14 protein-coding genes are annotated in these 19,674 nt (G+C 40.9%); 4 read left to right on the top strand and 10 right to left on the bottom strand.

The genetic code is table 11. The features are described from left to right. Nucleotides 1–22 precede the first annotated feature (22 nt). The 9 genes from FNH22_RS13755 to uvrA form a co-directional block, all read right to left on the bottom strand. A complete protein-coding gene (locus FNH22_RS13755) occupies nucleotides 23–2,482 on the bottom strand; it encodes a TonB-dependent receptor (RefSeq protein WP_143398979.1) in 2,460 nt (819 codons plus the stop codon). A gap of 113 nt (nucleotides 2,483–2,595) precedes the next feature. Continuing rightward, entirely contained in the window at nucleotides 2,596–3,240 is a 645-nt protein-coding gene (locus FNH22_RS13750) for a response regulator transcription factor (RefSeq protein ID WP_143398978.1), read from the bottom strand. An 88-nt stretch (nucleotides 3,241–3,328) separates the two neighbouring features. Next, nucleotides 3,329–4,696, bottom strand: coding sequence for a dipeptidase (locus tag FNH22_RS13745; protein ID WP_143398977.1), 1,368 nt, complete (start codon nucleotides 4,694–4,696; stop codon nucleotides 3,329–3,331). 149 nt (nucleotides 4,697–4,845) lie between these two features. Then, nucleotides 4,846–5,964 carry an acyloxyacyl hydrolase gene (locus FNH22_RS13740; protein ID WP_143398976.1) on the bottom strand — a complete coding sequence of 373 codons (1,119 nt, stop codon included), beginning with the start codon at nucleotides 5,962–5,964 and terminating at the stop codon, nucleotides 4,846–4,848. A 150-nt stretch (nucleotides 5,965–6,114) separates the two neighbouring features. Further along, a complete protein-coding gene (locus tag FNH22_RS13735) occupies nucleotides 6,115–6,690 on the bottom strand; it encodes a TetR/AcrR family transcriptional regulator (RefSeq protein WP_143398975.1) in 576 nt (191 codons plus the stop codon). Nucleotides 6,691–6,838: 148 nt separating this feature from the next. Then, nucleotides 6,839–7,627, bottom strand: coding sequence for a DUF6503 family protein (locus tag FNH22_RS13730; protein WP_143398974.1), 789 nt, complete (start codon nucleotides 7,625–7,627; stop codon nucleotides 6,839–6,841). Further along, entirely contained in the window at nucleotides 7,617–10,457 is a 2,841-nt protein-coding gene (locus FNH22_RS13725; protein ID WP_143398973.1) for a hypothetical protein, read from the bottom strand. The genes FNH22_RS13730 and FNH22_RS13725 overlap by 11 nt, the downstream gene beginning before the upstream one ends. Nucleotides 10,458–10,531: 74 nt before the next feature. Further along, entirely contained in the window at nucleotides 10,532–11,881 is a 1,350-nt protein-coding gene (gene gdhA / locus FNH22_RS13720; RefSeq protein ID WP_143398972.1) for an NADP-specific glutamate dehydrogenase, read from the bottom strand. A gap of 67 nt (nucleotides 11,882–11,948) precedes the next feature. After that, nucleotides 11,949–14,765 (bottom strand): excinuclease ABC subunit UvrA, encoded by a 2,817-nt coding sequence (gene uvrA, locus FNH22_RS13715; protein WP_143398971.1) that lies wholly within the window; start codon nucleotides 14,763–14,765, stop codon nucleotides 11,949–11,951. A 497-nt stretch (nucleotides 14,766–15,262) separates the two neighbouring features. On the opposite strand from uvrA, the gene FNH22_RS13710 reads away from it, so the two are divergent. From FNH22_RS13710 to FNH22_RS13695, 4 genes are read left to right on the top strand one after another with little or no spacing between them, the layout of a single operon-like run. Further along, nucleotides 15,263–15,862, top strand: a complete 600-nt coding sequence (locus FNH22_RS13710; protein WP_143398970.1) for an RNA polymerase sigma factor — start codon at nucleotides 15,263–15,265, stop codon at nucleotides 15,860–15,862. Further along, a complete protein-coding gene (locus FNH22_RS13705) occupies nucleotides 15,837–16,073 on the top strand; it encodes a hypothetical protein (protein ID WP_143398969.1) in 237 nt (78 codons plus the stop codon). The genes FNH22_RS13710 and FNH22_RS13705 overlap by 26 nt, the downstream gene beginning before the upstream one ends. A gap of 3 nt (nucleotides 16,074–16,076) precedes the next feature. Then, nucleotides 16,077–16,721, top strand: a complete 645-nt coding sequence (nth, locus tag FNH22_RS13700; RefSeq protein ID WP_143398968.1) for an endonuclease III — start codon at nucleotides 16,077–16,079, stop codon at nucleotides 16,719–16,721. 8 nt (nucleotides 16,722–16,729) lie between these two features. Continuing rightward, a complete protein-coding gene (locus FNH22_RS13695) occupies nucleotides 16,730–17,893 on the top strand; it encodes a glycosyltransferase family 4 protein (RefSeq protein ID WP_143398967.1) in 1,164 nt (387 codons plus the stop codon). A 27-nt stretch (nucleotides 17,894–17,920) separates the two neighbouring features. Here FNH22_RS13695 and FNH22_RS13690 read toward each other — a convergent pair whose 3' ends face one another. Further along, nucleotides 17,921–19,471: an Rne/Rng family ribonuclease gene (locus FNH22_RS13690; protein WP_143398966.1), complete on the bottom strand. Its 1,551-nt coding sequence runs from the start codon at nucleotides 19,469–19,471 to the stop codon at nucleotides 17,921–17,923. Nucleotides 19,472–19,674: the final 203 nt, after the last annotated feature.

Raw genomic sequence — 19,674 nt, 5'->3', positions numbered from 1 at the left:
CATGCTCAGAATGGTTTTAACATTAAAATGTATACGATACGGTAGTCATCACATTTCTTGGAGCCCCCGGAAACGCTCTGATAAAATCATAACCGCCTACCCAGTGGGTTTTATCAAAAATGTTATTCACATTTACCTGGATCTGGAACTTATCTACCTGGTAGTAAATGGCGGCATCTACCAGTTCATACCCTGGAAACAAGGGAGGGTTATCCGTTCTTACGATCGAGCCGAATCGTTCAGTGACAAAATTTGCGCCCAATCCAATGCCAATACCTTTGAACATGCCCTGATCAATGACATACTTCGTCCAGATATTGCCGGTATGTTCCGGTGCATTTGGCTTTTGACGACCGACCTCAGACTCGTCATCACTTTCCGTAATGACAGCATCGTTATAGGAATAACTGGCTATCACACTCCAATTCTCAGTGATACGCCCGATGATATCCAACTCTATTCCCTTTGCCTCTTCCTCTCCTATTTGCACTTGAAGGTCCGGGTTGCTTGGATCGTTGGCACTATAAAGTTCTCCCTGCTGCACGAGTCTGTAAAATGCCAAAGTAGCATTTAGCCTTCCATCAAACCAGTTGGTTTTTGTCCCTATTTCTATCAGGTTACTGGTTAAGGGATCGAAAGGACCGCCGGCATTGGGGTCATTAATAATGCTGGCGGTCTGAGGCTGATAGCCTTCGGTATAAGTAGCATATACATTGACGCGGGAGGATAGTGAATAGACCATTCCCAGCCGCGGTATCAATGCACTTTGTGTTACAAATTCCTCGTTTTCGGTTTTGTAATTAAGTTCGTCGTAAAAATACTCTTGCCTTAACCCTAAAAGCAACTGTAAATCACCCAGGGTAATCTGGTTTTGCAGATAGATACCGTGAGTGCGCAGTCTGCTTTGTGGAAATAAATTAGTCTGGTAGATGTAATCACTCATATCCCTCAGTCGATTAGCGGTAGGGTCCGTCAGGTCAAAGTGAGGCACATTAGGTACGGGATTACCGTCTGAATCCAGGGCATATGCCGTAGCATTATCAGGATTAAAAGAGTTGATCATACTACTTCTGTCTGCGGTAAGATACCCTCTTGCCTGCAATTGTGATCCTCCGGGTTCCAGTAATTGTTGAAAGTAGTCATATCCTACCAGCAGTTTGTGGCTTAATACCCCTGTTTCAAAATCAAAATTGAAGTAGTTGTTAAAGTTATCATTGTTCCAGTCCCGCTTACGAATGAATACTCTCATTTCCACTTGTTCAGGGTCCATGCTGCCATCACCCAAGGTAGCAAATGCATTGGCAGTACGGTGTTCCAGAAGGTCTTCAACATAACTCGATCTCATATAAATGCTGTTGAGTGAAATGTTTTCAGAAAACTGATGCCGTAAAGAGATGGTGGCATTGATACTTTCTTCTTTTAAAAAGTCGTTGGAAGCATTGAGGGCCCTTGTCACCGGGACGGAAAACAGGTCTCCATCACCAAATACAGCATGTCCTCTGTCCAGTCTTCCTTCGGAGCCCTGGTATACAATATCAAAGTTTAAGCGGGTTCGTTCATTAGGCAGGAATGAGAAGGAGGGTGCAATGATCAGGTTTTTGTCAAATTGAAGGTCACGGAAACTTCCGGAGTTTTCATACCCGAGGTTCAATCTGTATAGCAGTGTTTTATCTTTTGACATTGGCCCGGTAAAATCTCCTAACGTTCTGAAAGTGTTAAAACTGCCTACGGTAGCACTGATAGATTGTCTTTGTTCTTTAAGCGGTTTCTTGGTTACCCGGTTGATGGTTCCACCAGGAGAGGCATTACCAAATAGGGCGGAGGCAGGCCCTTTGATGACTTCCACCCTTTCAATATGAGGAATAAGTTGTTGCTTCCAGAAACTGGTGAAAGCACGCATTCCATTGACCAGGTTTCCTGAGTTTTGCTGCCCCCGAACACGAAAGCCTCTTATGGAAATGTCATTGTAAAAGGAAAACTGGTTTACGCCGCTGATATTCTTCACCACATCATTGACGCGAAAAGCCGCCTGGTCCAGTGCAAGTTCTTTGGTGACATAACCAATGGATTGAGGTATATCTTCGAGGCGGGTGGACGTCTTGGTAGCGAGAAAAGAAGTTGTATTTGCATAGCTTTTTTCCGTACGACCAAGAATTTCTACGGTTTGTAGTTGAGTAATGCTTTCTACAAGCGTGATCTCCAAAGATGTTTCCTTATTGGCAGAAATAACGGCACCTTGTTCGATAGATTCATAACCTATAGCTGTTACGTGTAAAGCCTGGCTGCCTTCAGGAAGATTATACAGGCTAAAATAGCCTTGTCCGTCAGACGAGGTGCCATGGGTAGTATTCTTTAAAATGATATTGGCAAAACCTATTGGCTGGCCTTCTGAGTCGATGACCCGTCCCTTGACAGTGCCCACTTGGGCCCAGGAAGAAATGGAAATCAAGACTAAAAATGCGGAGATAAAATATTTTTTCATGGTTGCTATTTAGAATAATTCTAAATAGCAAAGCTAGCTTTTGTGATTACCCCCGTCAATCGCTATTACTAGGTAAAAAATTATCACTATAAATAGTGATGATAAACCCTGTTTCAGTTACCAGGTTTTAGCAGTCCTGCTTCATGAGCATAAGCCACCAACTGAGTCGGTGATTTTATCTTGAGCTTTTTCAGAATGTTTTTTCTATGTGAGTTAACCGTATGAATACTAATATTTAGCTTATCGGCTATTCTAAGCGTAGTATTTCCTTTAGCTATCAGTTTGAGGATCTCGAATTCACGGGCAGATAAATTGGCCGGTGTAACGTCAATGTCTGCTTTGTTTTCGAAATTTGTTAGCAACTCAAGCACTTTGTTACAGAAAAACCGCTTACCCTTAGCCACGGTCTGAACGGCTTGACGTATTTCTTCTGGCTCACAGCTTTTGGTCAGGAAGCCTTTCACACCGGAATTCAAACCTTGTCGAATTTTTTGCACGTCCTGATCATCTGAAATCACTAATACACTGGTGTCAAAAGTAGTAGTTAAGTATTGGGTTAATTCCGCACCTTTCGACGAGAGCTTGATCCCTAAATAGTCAATAATGAGAACATCAGGATTGTATTTCGTAATGTAATGATCAAGTGACGTTGGATGTTCTACTATGTGTACTGTCAGGTTATGTTCCTTCGTAAGCAGGTTATAAAGCCCTTCACGTGTAAGGAATTGTGAATCTGATATCAGAACAGAAGTTTGCAATTATATTTATTTAGACTAAATCTAAACAAACATAACATCACTATCAGAGGTTTCCAAATGTGATACTCTTTTTAATTGAACAAATGACTTATTTGCTCAATTGCGCAAAATTCTCATGGAACAGCGCGATAGTTTCAATCCCTTTCATGTAGTTAAAAAGTCCATAATGCTCATTAGGGGAGTGTATTGCATCCGAATCTAACCCAAAGCCCATCAATACGGTATCCAGGCCCAGAACTTCTTTAAAAAGGCTTACTATTGGAATACTTCCGCCATCACGAGTAGGAATAGGTGTTTTTCCCCAGGCCTTTTCAAATGCTGCGCTCGCAGCAGCGTAAGCGGTTGAGTCCGTTGGCGTAACTGCGGGCTCGCCACCGTGGTGTGGCTTTACGTTTACTTTTACTGAAGCCGGCGCTATGGATTCAAAGTGTTTGGTGAAAAGATCAGTGATCTCATCAGAAACCTGGTGTGGTACTAACCGCATGGAAATTTTTGCATAAGCTTTAGAAGGTAGTACGGTTTTAGCGCCTTCTCCAATATACCCTCCCCAAATGCCGTTTACATCCAGTGTAGGCCGGATGCCTGTACGCTCAATGGTAGTAAACCCATTTTCACCGGCTACTTCATTGATGTCCAGATCACTTCTGTATTCATCCAGTTCAAAAGGAGCCTCATTGAGCGCTTTTCGTTCGTCTGATGATAATTCAGCTACTTTGTCATAAAAGCCAGGAATGGTGATATGACCATTTGCATCTTTTAATGACGCGATCATTTCACACAACACATTGATCGGGTTGGCCACAGCACCACCATAAACACCGGAATGCAGGTCCCGGCTAGGCCCGGTTACTTCTACTTCCATATAGCTCAGGCCCCGGAGGCCTACCGTTATAGAAGGAGTATCATTAGAAATGATGGCCGTATCCGATATGAGAATAACATCTGCGGTTAATTTTTCCTTATTCTCCCGAACGAATGTTTCCAGGTTGTCAGAGCCTACTTCTTCTTCCCCTTCTATCATGAATTTGAGATTACATGCTTGTGCATTGGTGGCATTCATGGCTTCAAAAGCCTTAATATGCATGTACATCTGTCCTTTATCATCACAGGCGCCACGTGCATAGATCTTTTCATCCTTTATTACAGGTTCAAAAGGAGGGGAATCCCACAATTCATAGGGATCTGCAGGCTGTACATCGTAATGCCCGTAAACCAATACGGTAGGAAGTGCGGGATCTATGATCTTCTCACCATAAACGATGGGGTGACCTGCCGTTTCACATACTTCTACTATGTCCGCTCCTGCACTTTCAAGTCGCTGTTTTATATAATCTGCGGCCTTCTTTACATCATTGCTGAACTTACCGTCAGCACTGACAGATGGTATTCGTAACAGATCAAGCAGTTCGTCAATAAATCTTTGCTGATGGTTGTCAATATATTCTTTAGTCGTCATGTGAAAAGTTCTGATGATTTAATAGGTCAATTGTACTACCCTGTTTTCAAGGCGCCCCAAAGTTAACGGATAGGATGGAATCTAACAGCTAAATTATGCCTGAGGCTTAAGTAAATCACTGACCGGTAAGTGTGATTGCCGGAAAAGTGTTAAAACGTATAGCCAAAGCCAAATTCCATCATATCAGCGGTTCTGCTATGTGCTTTCAGCGTGGCGCGGGTGAATATATGGCGTGTCATCATATATTTGAAGCCATAGCGCTGATACCACGAACTATAGTGCAGCTGTGGTTTGTAAACGTAAATCCCACCCTGAAGCAAAACAGACAACCTGCCGATTAAGAGTTCACCACCTATGGTCAATGCTAACTGCCGGCCATCCAGGTCGAGTACAAAGTCATCCGGTAAATATTTACTCTTGTACACACTTAGTGCGCGTCTCATGGACTCCCTTTCATAATAATACCCGTCTATCCCGAGCAAAATCGTGTTGTACTTAGTTATTCGTTTACTCAGGTAAAGGGAAGCGCTATATGCTTTATGTTTTATATCCTCTTGCAGTACTTCTCTCCATGCAATGGATCCCATCACGTTAACTTGGATGGATTTGTCAATGTACCTACTGGTGTCCTTTACAAAATTAATTGGGCGGGGTTGAGGAATGTATTTAAGGCCCACGCCCATCATAGGTAAATTCATGCCATTATTCGGCATGTTAAGCCTTCCATTGGAATAATGACGAAATGCTACGTTGAGATTTAAAAAATAATTAGGGTTTAACGCTATTTCATAATGAATAGTACCACGTCCTACATAACTTATTTTACTGCTGATTGCTGTGTTTTCCGGGTTATTTTCAGCGTGAAATCGCTTACTTGAATACACAAAGCCGCTCCCAATATTCAATCGTAGTTTGTTCTTTTTATGGTTATTGACGGTCAAATCGAGGTAGCTGGTAAATGATACTACTTTGCCAAGCTCGTCAGGCAGTCCATAATTCAGGTACTCGGCAGCTATGCCCAGCTCGGGATAGTTGAAAAAACGTTCCCACTGGTTCCTGCCATTGGTGATCTTATTGACATAGACTTCCAACCCATGTAAGCCGGTAAAGTCAACAGTCGGCATACTTTCTTTGTACTTAAATACTCCTCCGTAATAAGGATTTACACCAACTCCCCATGCAGCTTTTTCCGGGCGTTGTCCGAATACAGGGGGAACTAATATGATTATCAGGGTGATGGTCAGCATTATACCTTTCACCACGGTCATTATCTTCTTGGAAAGCACGGGATTATATAATGTATACTTCTTTAATGTAACCTGGGATCAAAAGCGGGCATGGGCTTACTGAACACATAGCTGACAATCTACTCATTTTGATCTAATTGAGAAATAAAAGCGTAGTTTAAATTGCTGTGACTATCCAGTCACTCCTTTTAAGGTGAATTCAATAATACGGTTTAGTTTGGGTAAGGTCTCCTCTTCTTCCAGCCTTCCGGCAAGGTCATTTACCAAATGTACCTTTACACCATTCAGAAAAAAAGCTATCTCCTCTCTGTTATTTTGTATCGGCAGTTCTGCCGTAAATCTTCTTAGATTTCTCAGGATAAAGTCCTGGTCTTTTTGTATCAATGATGGGCCATTTAAATGTGCCTCATCCCTGAGTAAGCGGTACATAGGGTTAAATTCTTCAGCAAACTTGATCTCCGCCAGACAGATCTGTAGGTACCATGAGGCTAAACTATCCGGAGTTTTACGATTGACATACTCTATAATTTGATATTTCTGATCAGTACTTAATGATATGAGGTGCTGATAAAGGTCTGCCTTATCTTCAAAATATTGATAAATACTTCCCTTGGCCATTCCAAGTGTTCTTACAATATTCGAAACAGACGCCGCCTTGTAACTTGATGAGGAGAACTCTTCCAGACAAGTGGCTAAAAAATCCTTTTTCTTTCGTTCAGGTAATCTTTCAAAAGTGGCCTTGGGCATTTTGTGACCGTTTGGTCACAAGTTAGTCACTAAGATCAATTCTTCAAAATTTTGAACGGGATGATTTATGATACAGTTTTTAAAGAGTTTTACAAAGCCCACCCTATCCTATATGCCCGGGACTACGTTCGCTAATTATTGTAAGAGATCACTCTAATACCGGCAGCTGAAAATCTTCGAATACTTTATCTGGTAATTCCTCAAATACCTTTACATTTTTCGGCCCTTTATTATCGGAACGGTCTGCAGATAATAACAGACCGTTGTAGTTTTTGTAATTATCCCATGGCCAGATGGCTGAGGCACTGTCTTGATCGGCCTCTTTATAATATGCCCACTGTTTAACGAGGCTATCTGTGGGGTCTATGAATACTTCATATTTATTTTGAGGTGTATTTCCAACTCCCTTAAAAGTTAGCTCCAATACCTGGGCCGCCTTTCCATTTATCATAGTACTTTCTCCAATGTATTTCAATGTGACGCCAGAATCTTTAAGTTTAAAAGGCATGACCAGCCAATAGGCATCGTTGATCCATATCCCTTTTGCTCTCTCTACGTATTTTTTCAGGCTATCTGGATTGGTTATTTCCTGTCCTTTTCGCCAGACTTTACCATCCATAGTATTAATGTTTACAAGAAAAATAGAACTGTCCCTGGGGAAATCTATTCTCACCCTGCCGGTTTGTTTGTCCCATACCAGGTCACGTGCACCAAAAAAATTCCAGCTTACGTAATGTAACTGGTCCCAATTTTTGCGGCCTCCCATGGCTTGCATTACTGCATCCGCCCATAAAATGGCCTCTTTATCCGAGCTTTCCGTATTAAACCCTTCTTCGGGAGGGTTGCTGATAGTTATTACATCGTTGGCCTTTTCACCAGGCTGCGAACAAGCGGTGATCATTAATAAGATCAGTGCTATAGCTGTTCTATTTTTCATTTTTTTCTGATTTGCTTCGTATCCTCATGAAATCCATGAGTTGTACATTCTTTTCTTTAAAGATATACTTTCTAAGCAGACCTTCCACCGGAAGTATTATAATGGCCATGCTGACCTGTATGGCAAAGTCAAAAATGGGTGAGCTTTGCGTTTGGAATTTATTCTCCCCTATGGTTTGAATAAACTCCATAATAATGATGAGTGTGAGCAAAGCAAGTAAACGACTACCTAATCGATACCTGTAGCCAAGGTTTTTAACCCGGACCGATATAAATAATAGTAATATAAAACCACAAAACTCGAGAGCATAAAACCAGGGTTGCTTCCAGTAAGGTGGTACTACTTTGAACGGAATGGCATTGACATCTGAAACGGTTCCAAATGCATTCCTGGACCGTACCTGGAGTGTATAGTTGCCTTCAGGTAGGTATGGAAAGTTAATGGTGGAATACTTTTCTGACCAGTCTGACCACGTACACTTTTTTAGCCCTTTAAGGCAATACTGATATTCAATATCCATTATGCCCGAATAATCCGGTTGAATAAATTCAAATATTACTGAGCTTTTATCCTGATTTACCCTCATTGAGCCGGAAGATTTGAAATTTTCGGCATCTGTTTTAATATTTCTCAATAACAGGTCGTACTTGAATGAGGCAAATGCATCACCACCCTGTGAGGAAAACCTGAATAGTTTGTTGTCACCTGTTATGATCCAATAAACACCTTCCTGATCAGACGCAATATAATTTACCTTATGTAGTAAGTTCAATAGGTTAAATTTATCTGTATGCTGGCTTGAACCTAACATGGACCAATGTTGATCTTTATAAGCCCAAACAATATTATTTGCACCTACCAGGTAGCTTTCAAAAGACTGTCCTTTGTCTATCTGCTTTACTTTGTTATTTGAGGTCTCCAGTTCATAGATACCTGACTCGTTGATATAGATAATACCTTTGTCGGTAGCTGTTCCGTAGGTCTTATAAAAATATGGATTATCAATAGCATGCTCTTCCGTTTCTACAATTTCACCTTGTTCTATTTCTACCCAAAAAAGCCTGTCAGTACTACAGAACCAAACTCTATGCTGATCATCTTCAAAAATATGCTGGACATTACTTTTAAAGTCGCCAAACATGTATTTCTCTTCATGCAAACCTCGTAAATCATACACCTTAATGAGATCATTATATGTATTTGCAAAGATGCTGGTATGATGTTTTGAGATGTAAAGTGATCTTATCGGTGTTTTAGTGATGGCCTTGGCGGTTTTATTTGATATTTCAAAGAGACCGTCCAGCCCGCTACTGAAAAGTTTATTGGAATTAACTACCAGGTGAAAAACTTTGGAGTCTACCATGTCGATCTTGCGGTAGACATAGCGGATGGAGCGCAGTTTTTTTTTGGTCTTTTTTTCCAGTTTCACCATGATCGTGGATTTGGCAGGCTTTTTAGCTTCTGCTGATTGTGCTTTAAGGTTACTAGTTGCATCTGCAGGAGGTATTCCATCGTTTTTTACAATCGCTTTCTCCCTTTTTCTACCCTTTAGGAATCCCAGAAGTCCCCTGCGAGAGTCCTCTTTCTTTGAAATCTTTTGTAGTTCATCAGCTTTGCCGGTTTGATCAGGCTGGAGCTGCCTGGCCGGATCATCAGGCGCTGCTGTTTTTCCGGAAAGTTGATCATTCGTAACAGGGACTCTTTTTCGTTCAAAGTATGTCTCTTCGTCATATTCCCTTACCGTTTCCAGGTAATAAAGTCCTAATGATGTTCCAACATACAGCGTATCACGATGATGAATTACAGACAGAAGATCTCCGCGTAATCCCTGGTAACTGCTGAAATTCCTGAAGAACAGGCTGGGCGACACCAGGGTAAAACCATTCTTATGGGCTATCCAGATGCTTCTTTCTCTGTCTAAAGCCATAGCGTAGACTTCATTGTCCGGGAGGCCACTTTCGTAATTTATGATCTGATCAATTTTGCCACTGATAGGGTTCAGAAATACAACTCCTCCTTTCAGGGTGGCAATTGCCGCAACGGTGTCACTGACCCATATGCCTGAAATAATCTCATTTTCAGTAAGGTAATCCTGCTCTTCTTCTGAGATAGTGATACGTTCCAGCCTGTCACCATGAAGTAGACTGAGTTTACCAAACTCATCATCCACCAGCCAACGGCTGGAATCCGGTGAAGGAGAGAGTAGCGAGGGATATACCCCACGTAACGCAAGCAAGGCAGGGTCATTTAAAGTATTACCATCCAGCTCAAGCAGCCCACTCACCGTATTGTTTACTAATATTTTATCATTGACAATAAAGAGCCCTGTGAGACTGCCTCCATATTTTGGATGTATCGTACGTGTTTTTTTGGTGGTGAGATCTAAAATATAAAGTGTGTCCTTGCTAATACCGTAAAGTGTATTTTCCTTAAAAACGCTTGAAAAGATATCAGAACCCCTGGCACTCGAATCTGAGAGAGCAGTATAAGATAATGTATAACGGTTGTCACGCTCTATTTTCCCAAAACCATCATGACCGGCTGTATAAAGGATGTTTTTCTCACGATCTACACTTAATGAAAAGATGGTGGACGTTGTACGAAGAAAATCCCAGTTTTTTCCATCAAATCGGATTACTCCGCTCCGATTGGCAATGTACATTACACCATAAACATCTTGTGCCAAACTAAAATTGACATTGTCAAAATTGGCTTCGTCCGGTGAATAGTGGTGCAGGAAAAAATCACCTTCCTGTGCGCTGGCGGCGAGCGACAGGGCAGTGATAATTACTACGAGTAAATATTTTATGGGCGATGATTTACAATTCAAAACTACTATAAACTATTTTTTTAAGACTGATCAATACACCTGCCGCCAGAATTCAACACCTTGATTACTTGGGGTTAAACTACACCCTGGGCAATCATGGCATCAGCCACTTTTATAAATCCGGCAATGTTTGCTCCGGCAACATAATTATCTTTAAATCCATAGGCTTCGGCTGCATCCAGACAGTTCTGATGGATCTCTGACATAATCTTTTTTAAGCGTTCATCCACCTCCTTAGCAGACCAATAAGAGCCCATGTAATTTTGCATCATTTCAATTCCGGAAGTTGCTACTCCTCCTGCATTTGAGGCTTTACCCGGAGAATACAAAATACCACTTTTTATTACAATTTCAGCGGCTTCTGCTGTTAAGGGCATATTAGCCCCTTCTCCTATAAGTTTGATCCCGTTACCAACCAGTTTTTCAGCATCCTTTTTACCTAACTCATTTTGTGTGGCACATGGAAACGCGCAGTCAGCTTTTATATGCCAAAGGCCGTTTTCAGTATCACCGTTTTTAGTCTCCGTGTAAGAGGCAGAACTATATTTATCCGCATACTCTTTGATCCTTCCTCTCCTATTGTTTTTCAGGTCTTTGATAAAGGACAGTTTATCTGCGTCTATACCCTGTTCATCATGAATGAATCCCGAAGAATCCGATATGGTAATCGGTTTGCCTCCGAGATCAATAATTTTTTCCACAGCATGTTGAGCTACGTTACCTGATCCTGAGACGATACAGACTTTGTCTTTTAAGCTGTTTTTTTTGACGGCTAACATATTCTGAGCAAAATAGACCAACCCATAACCTGTAGCTTCGGTACGCATCATACTTCCACCCCAGCCTACACCTTTACCCGTTAAAACGCCCGCAAATTGATTGCTTATTTTCTTTTGTGCCCCAAACATAAATCCGATTTCTCTTCCACCAACACCTATATCCCCTGCCGGTATATCCGTTCGGTTTCCGATATGTCTGGCAAGTTCTGCCATAAAACTTTGACAAAAGCGCATTACTTCAGTATCAGACCGTCCTTTGGGGTTAAAATCAGACCCCCCTTTTCCACCGCCCATAGGCAGTCCTGTGAGTGCATTTTTGAACGTTTGTTCAAAAGCGAGAAATTTTAGTACGCCACCATAAACAGACGGATGAAAACGTATTCCTCCTTTATATGGTCCCAAAGCGCTGTTCATTTGCACTCGATATCCCCTGTTGACCTGTATCTCCTGGTTATCATCTAACCAGGCTACGCGAAAGGAAATAAGTCTTTCCGGCTCAACCATTCGCTCCAGTATCTTATGGTTTCGGTACTTTGGGTGTTTATCCAACACGGGCTTAACGGATTCTACTACCTCTTCTACCGCCTGATGAAATTCGGGTTCACCTGGACTTTGGTTTTTTACGATTTCAAGAATTTCTGACATGAATTAGGTATTGTGGAATTTTAATTTGGATTTAAAATATGATCAACATAAAGTATATGAATGGTATTCACAACTTCTGTGTTAGAAATCTGGCTGTATGATTATTATTAAGTGTTTTCATCTCTTCAGGGGTGCCGGAGAAAATGATTTCCCCGCCATTATCTCCGCCTTCAGGGCCTAAGTCGATTACCCAATCTGCACACTTTATCACCTCCATATTATGTTCAATAATGATTACAGAGTTCCCCTGCTCTATGAGGGCGTTAACAGAAGTAAGTAGCTTAGCTATATCATGAAAATGCAATCCTGTAGTAGGTTCATCAAAGATGAAAAGAATGTGGTCTTTTGTTTTGCGGCTATTTTTACCCAGGTAAAAGGCCAGCTTTACGCGCTGTGCTTCTCCTCCACTGAGTGAATTAGATGACTGACCCAGGCCAATATAACCGAGCCCTACATCAAACAATGGTTGTATTTTGTTCTTAATGGTTGATTTTTTAGCAAAAAAATCCAGGCTTTCTTCTACCGTCAACTCCAGGACATCTGAAATATTCTTGCCTTCATATTCTATATCCAGGATCTCCTGCTTAAACCGCTTGCCTTTGCAACTTTCGCAGGTTAAGAAGATATCTGCCATGAATTGCATTTCAATCTTTACTACACCTTCTCCCTGGCATGTCTCGCATCGGCCACCGTCAATATTGAAGGAAAAGTGTGAAGCTTTATAACCTCTTTGTTTAGACAATGGCTGATCAGCAAAAAGCTGTCGAACGGCATCATATGCCTTTACATACGTTACTGGGTTTGAACGGGAAGATTTACCTATGGGGTTCTGGTCTACGAATTCTATCTGGGTTATCTTGCCATAATCACCGTCCAATCGATCAAACTTGCCTGTCGCCTCAGATACCGTACCCAGTATTTTGCCTACAGCCGGATACAGTATTTTTTTAATAAGGGTAGATTTTCCAGACCCGCTAACTCCGGTAATGGCAGTTAAAACGCCTAACGGAAACTGTGCATCTACACCCTTGAGATTATTTTCTCTGGCACCGTATATTTTAATACTGTCTTTCCATTTACGCCTGGCCCCATTCCATTCTATTTGCTCAGTGCCCAGGAGAAAGTCTGCAGTATGTGATTTAGAACCGTTAAGTTGTTCCATGGTACCCTGAAACATCAGTTCTCCCCCATGTACACCTGCATCAGGACCAATGTCTATGATCTGATCAGCAGCAATCATAACCTCCTCCTCGTGCTCAACTACTATAACGGTATTGCCGAGATCACGTAATGTCTTAAGGACATTTACCAGCCGTTTAGTGTCCTTGGGGTGCAATCCAATACTTGGCTCATCTAATATGTACATAGACCCGACTAATGCGCTGCCTAATGAAGTTGCTAGTTTGATCCGTTGAAACTCCCCTCCTGAAAGAGTGGAAGTCATACGATTTAAGGTGAGGTAGCCTAGTCCGACCTCCTCAAGATAATGCAACCTGCTTTTAATTTCCTTAAGTAGGCGCAGGGCCACCTTTTCCTGATAATCTGTTAATGCCAGTGATTCAAAAAACATAAGAGCGCCTGAGATAGGCATTAATACAAGGTCACTGACGGATTTCTCTCCGATCTTGACGTAAGAAGCATCTTTTCTAAGTCTTGTGCCTCTGCAATCAGGGCATACGGTTCTACCGCGATACCTGGAGAGTAATACTCTATACTGGATTTTATGGGTTCTGGATTCCAGATGCTTGAAAAAGGAGTTCAATCCCTTAAAATAGCTGTTACCCGTCCATAGCACCTCTTTTTCCTCTTCGGTCAGTTCCTCGTAGGCCCGGTGTATGGGAAAGTCAAAACGGATACCATCTTTTAATAATGGCGTAAGCCATTTTTTCATTGTTTCACTTCGCCAGGGGGCTATAGCGCCCTCAAATATGGAAAGGCTTTTATCAGGGACTACCAAATCAGGGTCGATGCCAAGTACTTTACCAAAGCCTTCACATGTTCGGCAGGCCCCATAAGGATTATTAAAGCTAAAAAAGTTAACGGAGGGCTCTTCAAACTTTATAGCGTCTACCTCGAAACGATCAGAGAAGGATTGTTTTGCTTTTCCCTGGACATAAACATGGCAATCTCCCATGCCTTCGAAATATGCCGTCTGTACGGAATCCCCCATCCTGTAGGTGGTGTCTTCATCTTCCGGATTGACTACTGCTCTATCAATAAGTATTTCAAGCGTGTCACTATCTGTAAACGTTCGTTTTTCTTTTAAAAGGTCTTCTATAAAAAACACTTCTTCATTTACAAGTATCCGGGTGTAGCCTTTACTTAATAAGATATTAAATTCATTTTCAATAGACCTGCCCTGTAAGATCTTTAAAGGGCAGGATACCATTATTCTGGTGCCTTCTTCCTGTTCATTAATATAATCCACTACATTGCTTATAGAATCTTTGCTTACCACGGTCCCACTTACGGGTGAATAGGTAACGCCTATCCTGGCAAAAAGAAGCTTCAAGTAATCATATATTTCTGTGGTAGTGCCTACTGTAGACCTTGGATTTCGCGTATTTACTTTTTGCTCTATAGCGATGGCCGGAGATACTCCTTTAATATAATCTACCTCTGGTTTTTCCATACGTCCGAGAAATTGCCTGGCGTATGAACTGAGGCTCTCAACATACATACGCTGACCTTCTGCAAAAAGCGTGTCAAAAGCAAGTGACGATTTACCCGATCCGGAAAGGCCTGTGACCACTACAAGTTTGTTTCTGGGAATAGCAACATTTAAGTTTTTGAGGTTGTTAACACGGGCTCCTTTAACAATAATATACTGTTTAGGATCCAACTGGTCTATGTTAATGGTTAGTTCCGTTTTAGTCTCTGGCATAATTCGCGGTAAAGATACAATAGATTCAAAACAAGCCAGTTTATGAAAAGATATTACTCTTCTTCATTTCAGGTTTATTCGAAGCATCATCAAAATCATCTTTTTGAATTCCAATTCTACACAATTTCCTCTTTAATTGTCTTGAATACAGTTGAATAGAGATTTTCTCCATTCCATATCACATTCAAGAAGAGCTTTCATTTGAGCATTTTGATCAAACCAGCTCACCCCTGTAACTTGAATTGCGATCTGGTTTTCCGGAAAACAACGGAAAAATTACATTCTGTATAAAACTTTGTTCCAAAATAAAACAGTCCGTTTACTATATTATTTCAAACTGTATTCAGGGGATTTTAAAATTACAGGGATAAAATGTTGCATATTATTCATTAATTATCTTAGTTTAGGATAGCTTTCATTAAAGTAACTTTACATTAAACCTAACGCCACTAAGTAATATGAGATAAACTTCTACGTTAACATAAAAGGTAAACTTGATGGAGAAGTATAGGATCAGTGATAGTCAGTTGGTGTCACTCTACAAGAATGGTAACGAAGAAGCTTTTGAGCAGTTGCTTAATCGCTACAAGGCGAAGGTTTTCACTACAATATATCTTATTGTAAAAGATAACTATGTTGCAGAAGACCTTCTGCAAGAGACGTTTGTTAAGGTAGTACGTACCATTAAAGAAGGACGATACAATGAGGAAGGTAAATTTTTGCCCTGGTTGATGCGTATTGCACATAATTTGGCAATTGATTACTTCCGAAAAGACAAAAGGTACCCTACGGTTGTTCTTGAAGATGGAAGTAAGGTACTTAACACTCTTCAGTTCGCAGAAGATTCAGTAGAGTCAATTCAGGTACAACGAGACATGCATTCGAAACTAAGAGAATTGATACAAGAACTACCTACGGCGCAGAGAGAAGTATTAATGATGAGACATTACATGGAGATGAGTTTTCAGGAAATAGCAGAATCGACTGGAGTGAGCATCAATACAGCTTTAGGCAGGATGCGATATGCGCTTATCAATCTTCGTAAAAAAATGAAACAATATAATATTGCGTATGACCAAAACATTTACCCAAGATGACGTAATCCGGTATTTATACCAGGAGACTGCCGAAAAGGAAAGTAATGAAATTGAAAAGGCGATGCTTTGTGATGCCAGGCTACAGGAAATGTATAAGGAATTTGCTTTAATTAAAAAAGATTTAAGCAGGGCCCTTAAGCAACCTTCGGAGCGTGTAATAAATAGTATTCTGAATTATTCAAAATCCTTAAATTTGCCGTCCAAACCATAAGGGATGCGCAGAAAAGAAAGATTCGAAAAATTCATAGAATATTTTACCACTAACCAGCCTGAGGCTGAAACAGAACTTAGCTATAGCAATCCATATGAATTGTTGGTAGCGGTTATACTTAGTGCACAATGTACTGATAAGCGTATCAATATAGTGACACCTAAGTTATTTAAGGACTTCCCAAGTCCGGAACACCTTGCAGCCAGTCACTTTGACGAGCTGTTCCCATATATCAGGTCTGTATCCTACCCTAATAATAAAACAAAACATCTGTTAGGCATGGCTAAAATGCTTGTGGAAGATTTTGATTCAAAGGTTCCAGCTGATCTGAAAGAGTTACAAAAACTGCCGGGTGTGGGCCGTAAAACAGCTAATGTCATTGCATCAGTTATTTATAATCAGCCTACTATGGCAGTTGATACACATGTCTTTCGTGTTTCCAAGCGGTTAGGACTAGTCAATCAAAACTCAAAAACACCTTTGGAAGTCGAAAAGCAACTCATTAATTACATCCCTGAAGAATATGTTGCCAGAGCGCACCACTGGCTGATACTTCATGGCAGGTATGTATGCCTTGCCAGGAGTCCCAAGTGCGACCAATGCCAAATCTCGGACTTTTGCCGTTTCTATGAAAAGAACTACCGGTAACCATACGAATGAATATTCTTATCATTCACCAATACTTCAAAACACCGGAAGAAGGTGGTGCTATTCGGTCGTATTACATTGCCGATCACCTCACAAAGCTAGGACATAACGTAAAAGTTATTACAACCTGTAATGAACAAAAGTATAAGATAAAGCGACTCAAAGGCTTTGAAGTTCATTATCTGCCTGTATACTACACCAATCATCTCAGCTTCTGGAGTCGTGTACATGCTTTTTGGCTCTTTGTATTTTACACTGTCAGGCTACTGAAAAAGTTTCAGACAACACATTTAAGTTATGTTATTTCGACTCCGCTGAGTACTGCTTTAATTGCACTGTATGGCAAAAAGAGGTTCGGCATACCTTATTGCTTTGAAGTGGGTGATCTCTGGCCGGAGGCACCTATTCAGCTGGGGGTACTGAAGAACAGATTATTAAAATGGGGAGCATACCGGTTAGAAAAAACGGCTTATCTCGGCGCACAACATATTATAGCTCTGTCACCGGACATCAGGGAAATTATTAAAGAGAAAGTTCCTGCCAAGCAAATTGGAGTAGTTACCAACATGTCAGACCCTGACTTGTTCTATCCTGAAGACAAAGACCCCATGCTGGAAACAGAATATGACCTTGAAGGTAAATTTACAATTGGTTATCTGGGTACTGTAGGACTGGCAAATCATCTGGAGTACCTGGTTGAAGCTGCAAAATACGTGGTAGCTGAAGATATTGTTTTTCTCGTTATGGGTTCAGGTGCGCAGGCAGAAAAGATTAGGGTTCTTTCACAGGGCCTCGGGAATATTAAGTTTGTGGAGCCGGGAAATAAAAAAGCCGTCCAACAGGTCATGTCTTTGTGCGATGCGATATATATTTCATTCCGAAAAATACCGGTATTGGGCAGCGGTTGCCCTAATAAGTTGTTTGACGGCCTGGCTGCTGGTAAACTTATCATCATTAATTTTGAAGGTTGGGTAAGAGCGTTGGTTGAGAAACATAACTGTGGCTTTTACTATGATCCCGAAAGACCACAGGATTTTATGACCAAAGTTGCCGGTTATATAGAGGACCCTGACCTTCTCAAAGCAAGCCAGCAACATGCACTGACCCTGGCACTCGAACATTTTTCTGTGAAGGAACAAACAAAAACCCTCAGCCAGGTCCTTTTTGGCTGAGGGTTTTTGTTTGTGATAATTAACGATTTATAGCTCTATTTCTTCTCCAAGTTTATTGAAGAATTTATATTCCATAATCGCCATTGATGTGTCCTGTATGAGGTTCACCCACTTGTAATACTTCATATACCATTTAAATCTTTTGGATAGTAAGCCTTTAGTGAAATAGGCATAAATGAAGGGATGTAGTACTACACTGATACTTTTTTCATTTTGCTTACTGAGCAGATAATCTATGTTCTTTTCTATCTGGTCAGAAACTAAAATCGAGGCACTGATTTTCCCGGTCCCATTGCAGGTAGGGCAAACTTCACGTGTCGTGATGTTCATTTCTGGTCTCACACGCTGGCGGGTGATTTGCATAAGACCAAACTTAGATAAAGGTAATACGGTGAATTTAGAACGATCAGCGGTCATTTCATCTTTGATGATTTTGTAAACCGCTCTTTTGTTCTCTGCCCGCTTCATATCAATGAAGTCTACTACGATAATTCCTCCCATATCGCGTAGTCGTAATTGTCGGGCTATTTCTTTTGCTGCTTCAGTGTTTACAGATAATGCTGTAGCTTCCTGTCCGTCTTCTTTATTGGACTTGTTGCCACTATTTACATCTATCACATGGAGTGCTTCTGTATGCTCTATGATCAGATAGCCACCACCTTTGAGACTTACAGACTGGCCAAAAGCAGACTTCATCTGTCTTTCGATGCCAAAATGTTCGAAAATTTTGGCTTTGCCGTTAAAGGATTTAACAATTTTCTCCTTATCAGGAGCGATGGTTTTTATATAGCTTTTTACCTCTTCGTAAATCTCTTTATCATCTGTGTAGATATTGTCAAAAGACTCATTCAGCACATCACGAAGAATAGCTGAGGCCTTACTCATCTCGCCAATTACTTTGTCTTTTGGCTTTGCCTGTTTCAGACTTTTTACCCCATTTTTCCAGATGTCTATGAGGTTGCGCAAGTCAGCATCAAGTTCCTTGACATCTTTTCCTTGCGCTACTGTACGTATGATAACGCCAAAGTTATCTGGCTTAATGGATGATAAAAGACGCAGAAGGCGCTTTCTTTCTTCTCCACTTACAATTTTCTTGGATACATTTACTGCGTTCGAGAAAGGAACCAGTACGAGATATCTTCCCGGTATTGACAACTCACAGGATAGTCGCGGGCCTTTTGTAGAAATGGGTTCTTTAACTACCTGAACCAGTATTTGCTGATTCCTGGAAAGAATGTCGGTAACCTTTCCATGTTTATCTATATCAGGCCTGATATTAAAATTTTCCAGTTTGCTTGAAGCATTCTTCTTATTCAGCGATTGCTTGGTGAATGCTTGAAGAGAACTAAATTTCGGCCCTAAATCCAGGTAATGTAAAAACGCATCTTTTTCGTAACCTATATCAATGAAAGCAGCATTTAATCCTTGTACCACTTTTCTTACGGTACCCAGATAAATGTCCCCTACTGTAAACTGATTACCATCTTGTTCCTGATGGAATTCTACTAGGCTCTTGTCTTTTAATAATGCTATGCGACATCCATTTTGAGTTGAATTGATAATTAACTCATTGCTCAAAACAAACGGATTTAAAAAATGAAACTTAAATTACAGAACAAAATACTGGCTTCACGGCCAGCACAATAGGAAGATTATTTCTTCTTGTGTCTGTTTTTTCTCAGTCTCTTTTTTCTTTTGTGAGTAGCAATCTTGTGTCTTTTTCTTTTTTTACCGCAAGGCATAATAATAATTTTTAATACCCCTGTCAACAGAGGTCTGGT

Origin of the sequence: Fulvivirga sp. M361, from assembly GCF_007097395.1 — a bacterium.
GTDB lineage: Bacteria > Bacteroidota > Bacteroidia > Cytophagales > Cyclobacteriaceae > Fulvivirga.
This window is presented reverse-complemented; position numbering and strand designations above follow the sequence as displayed.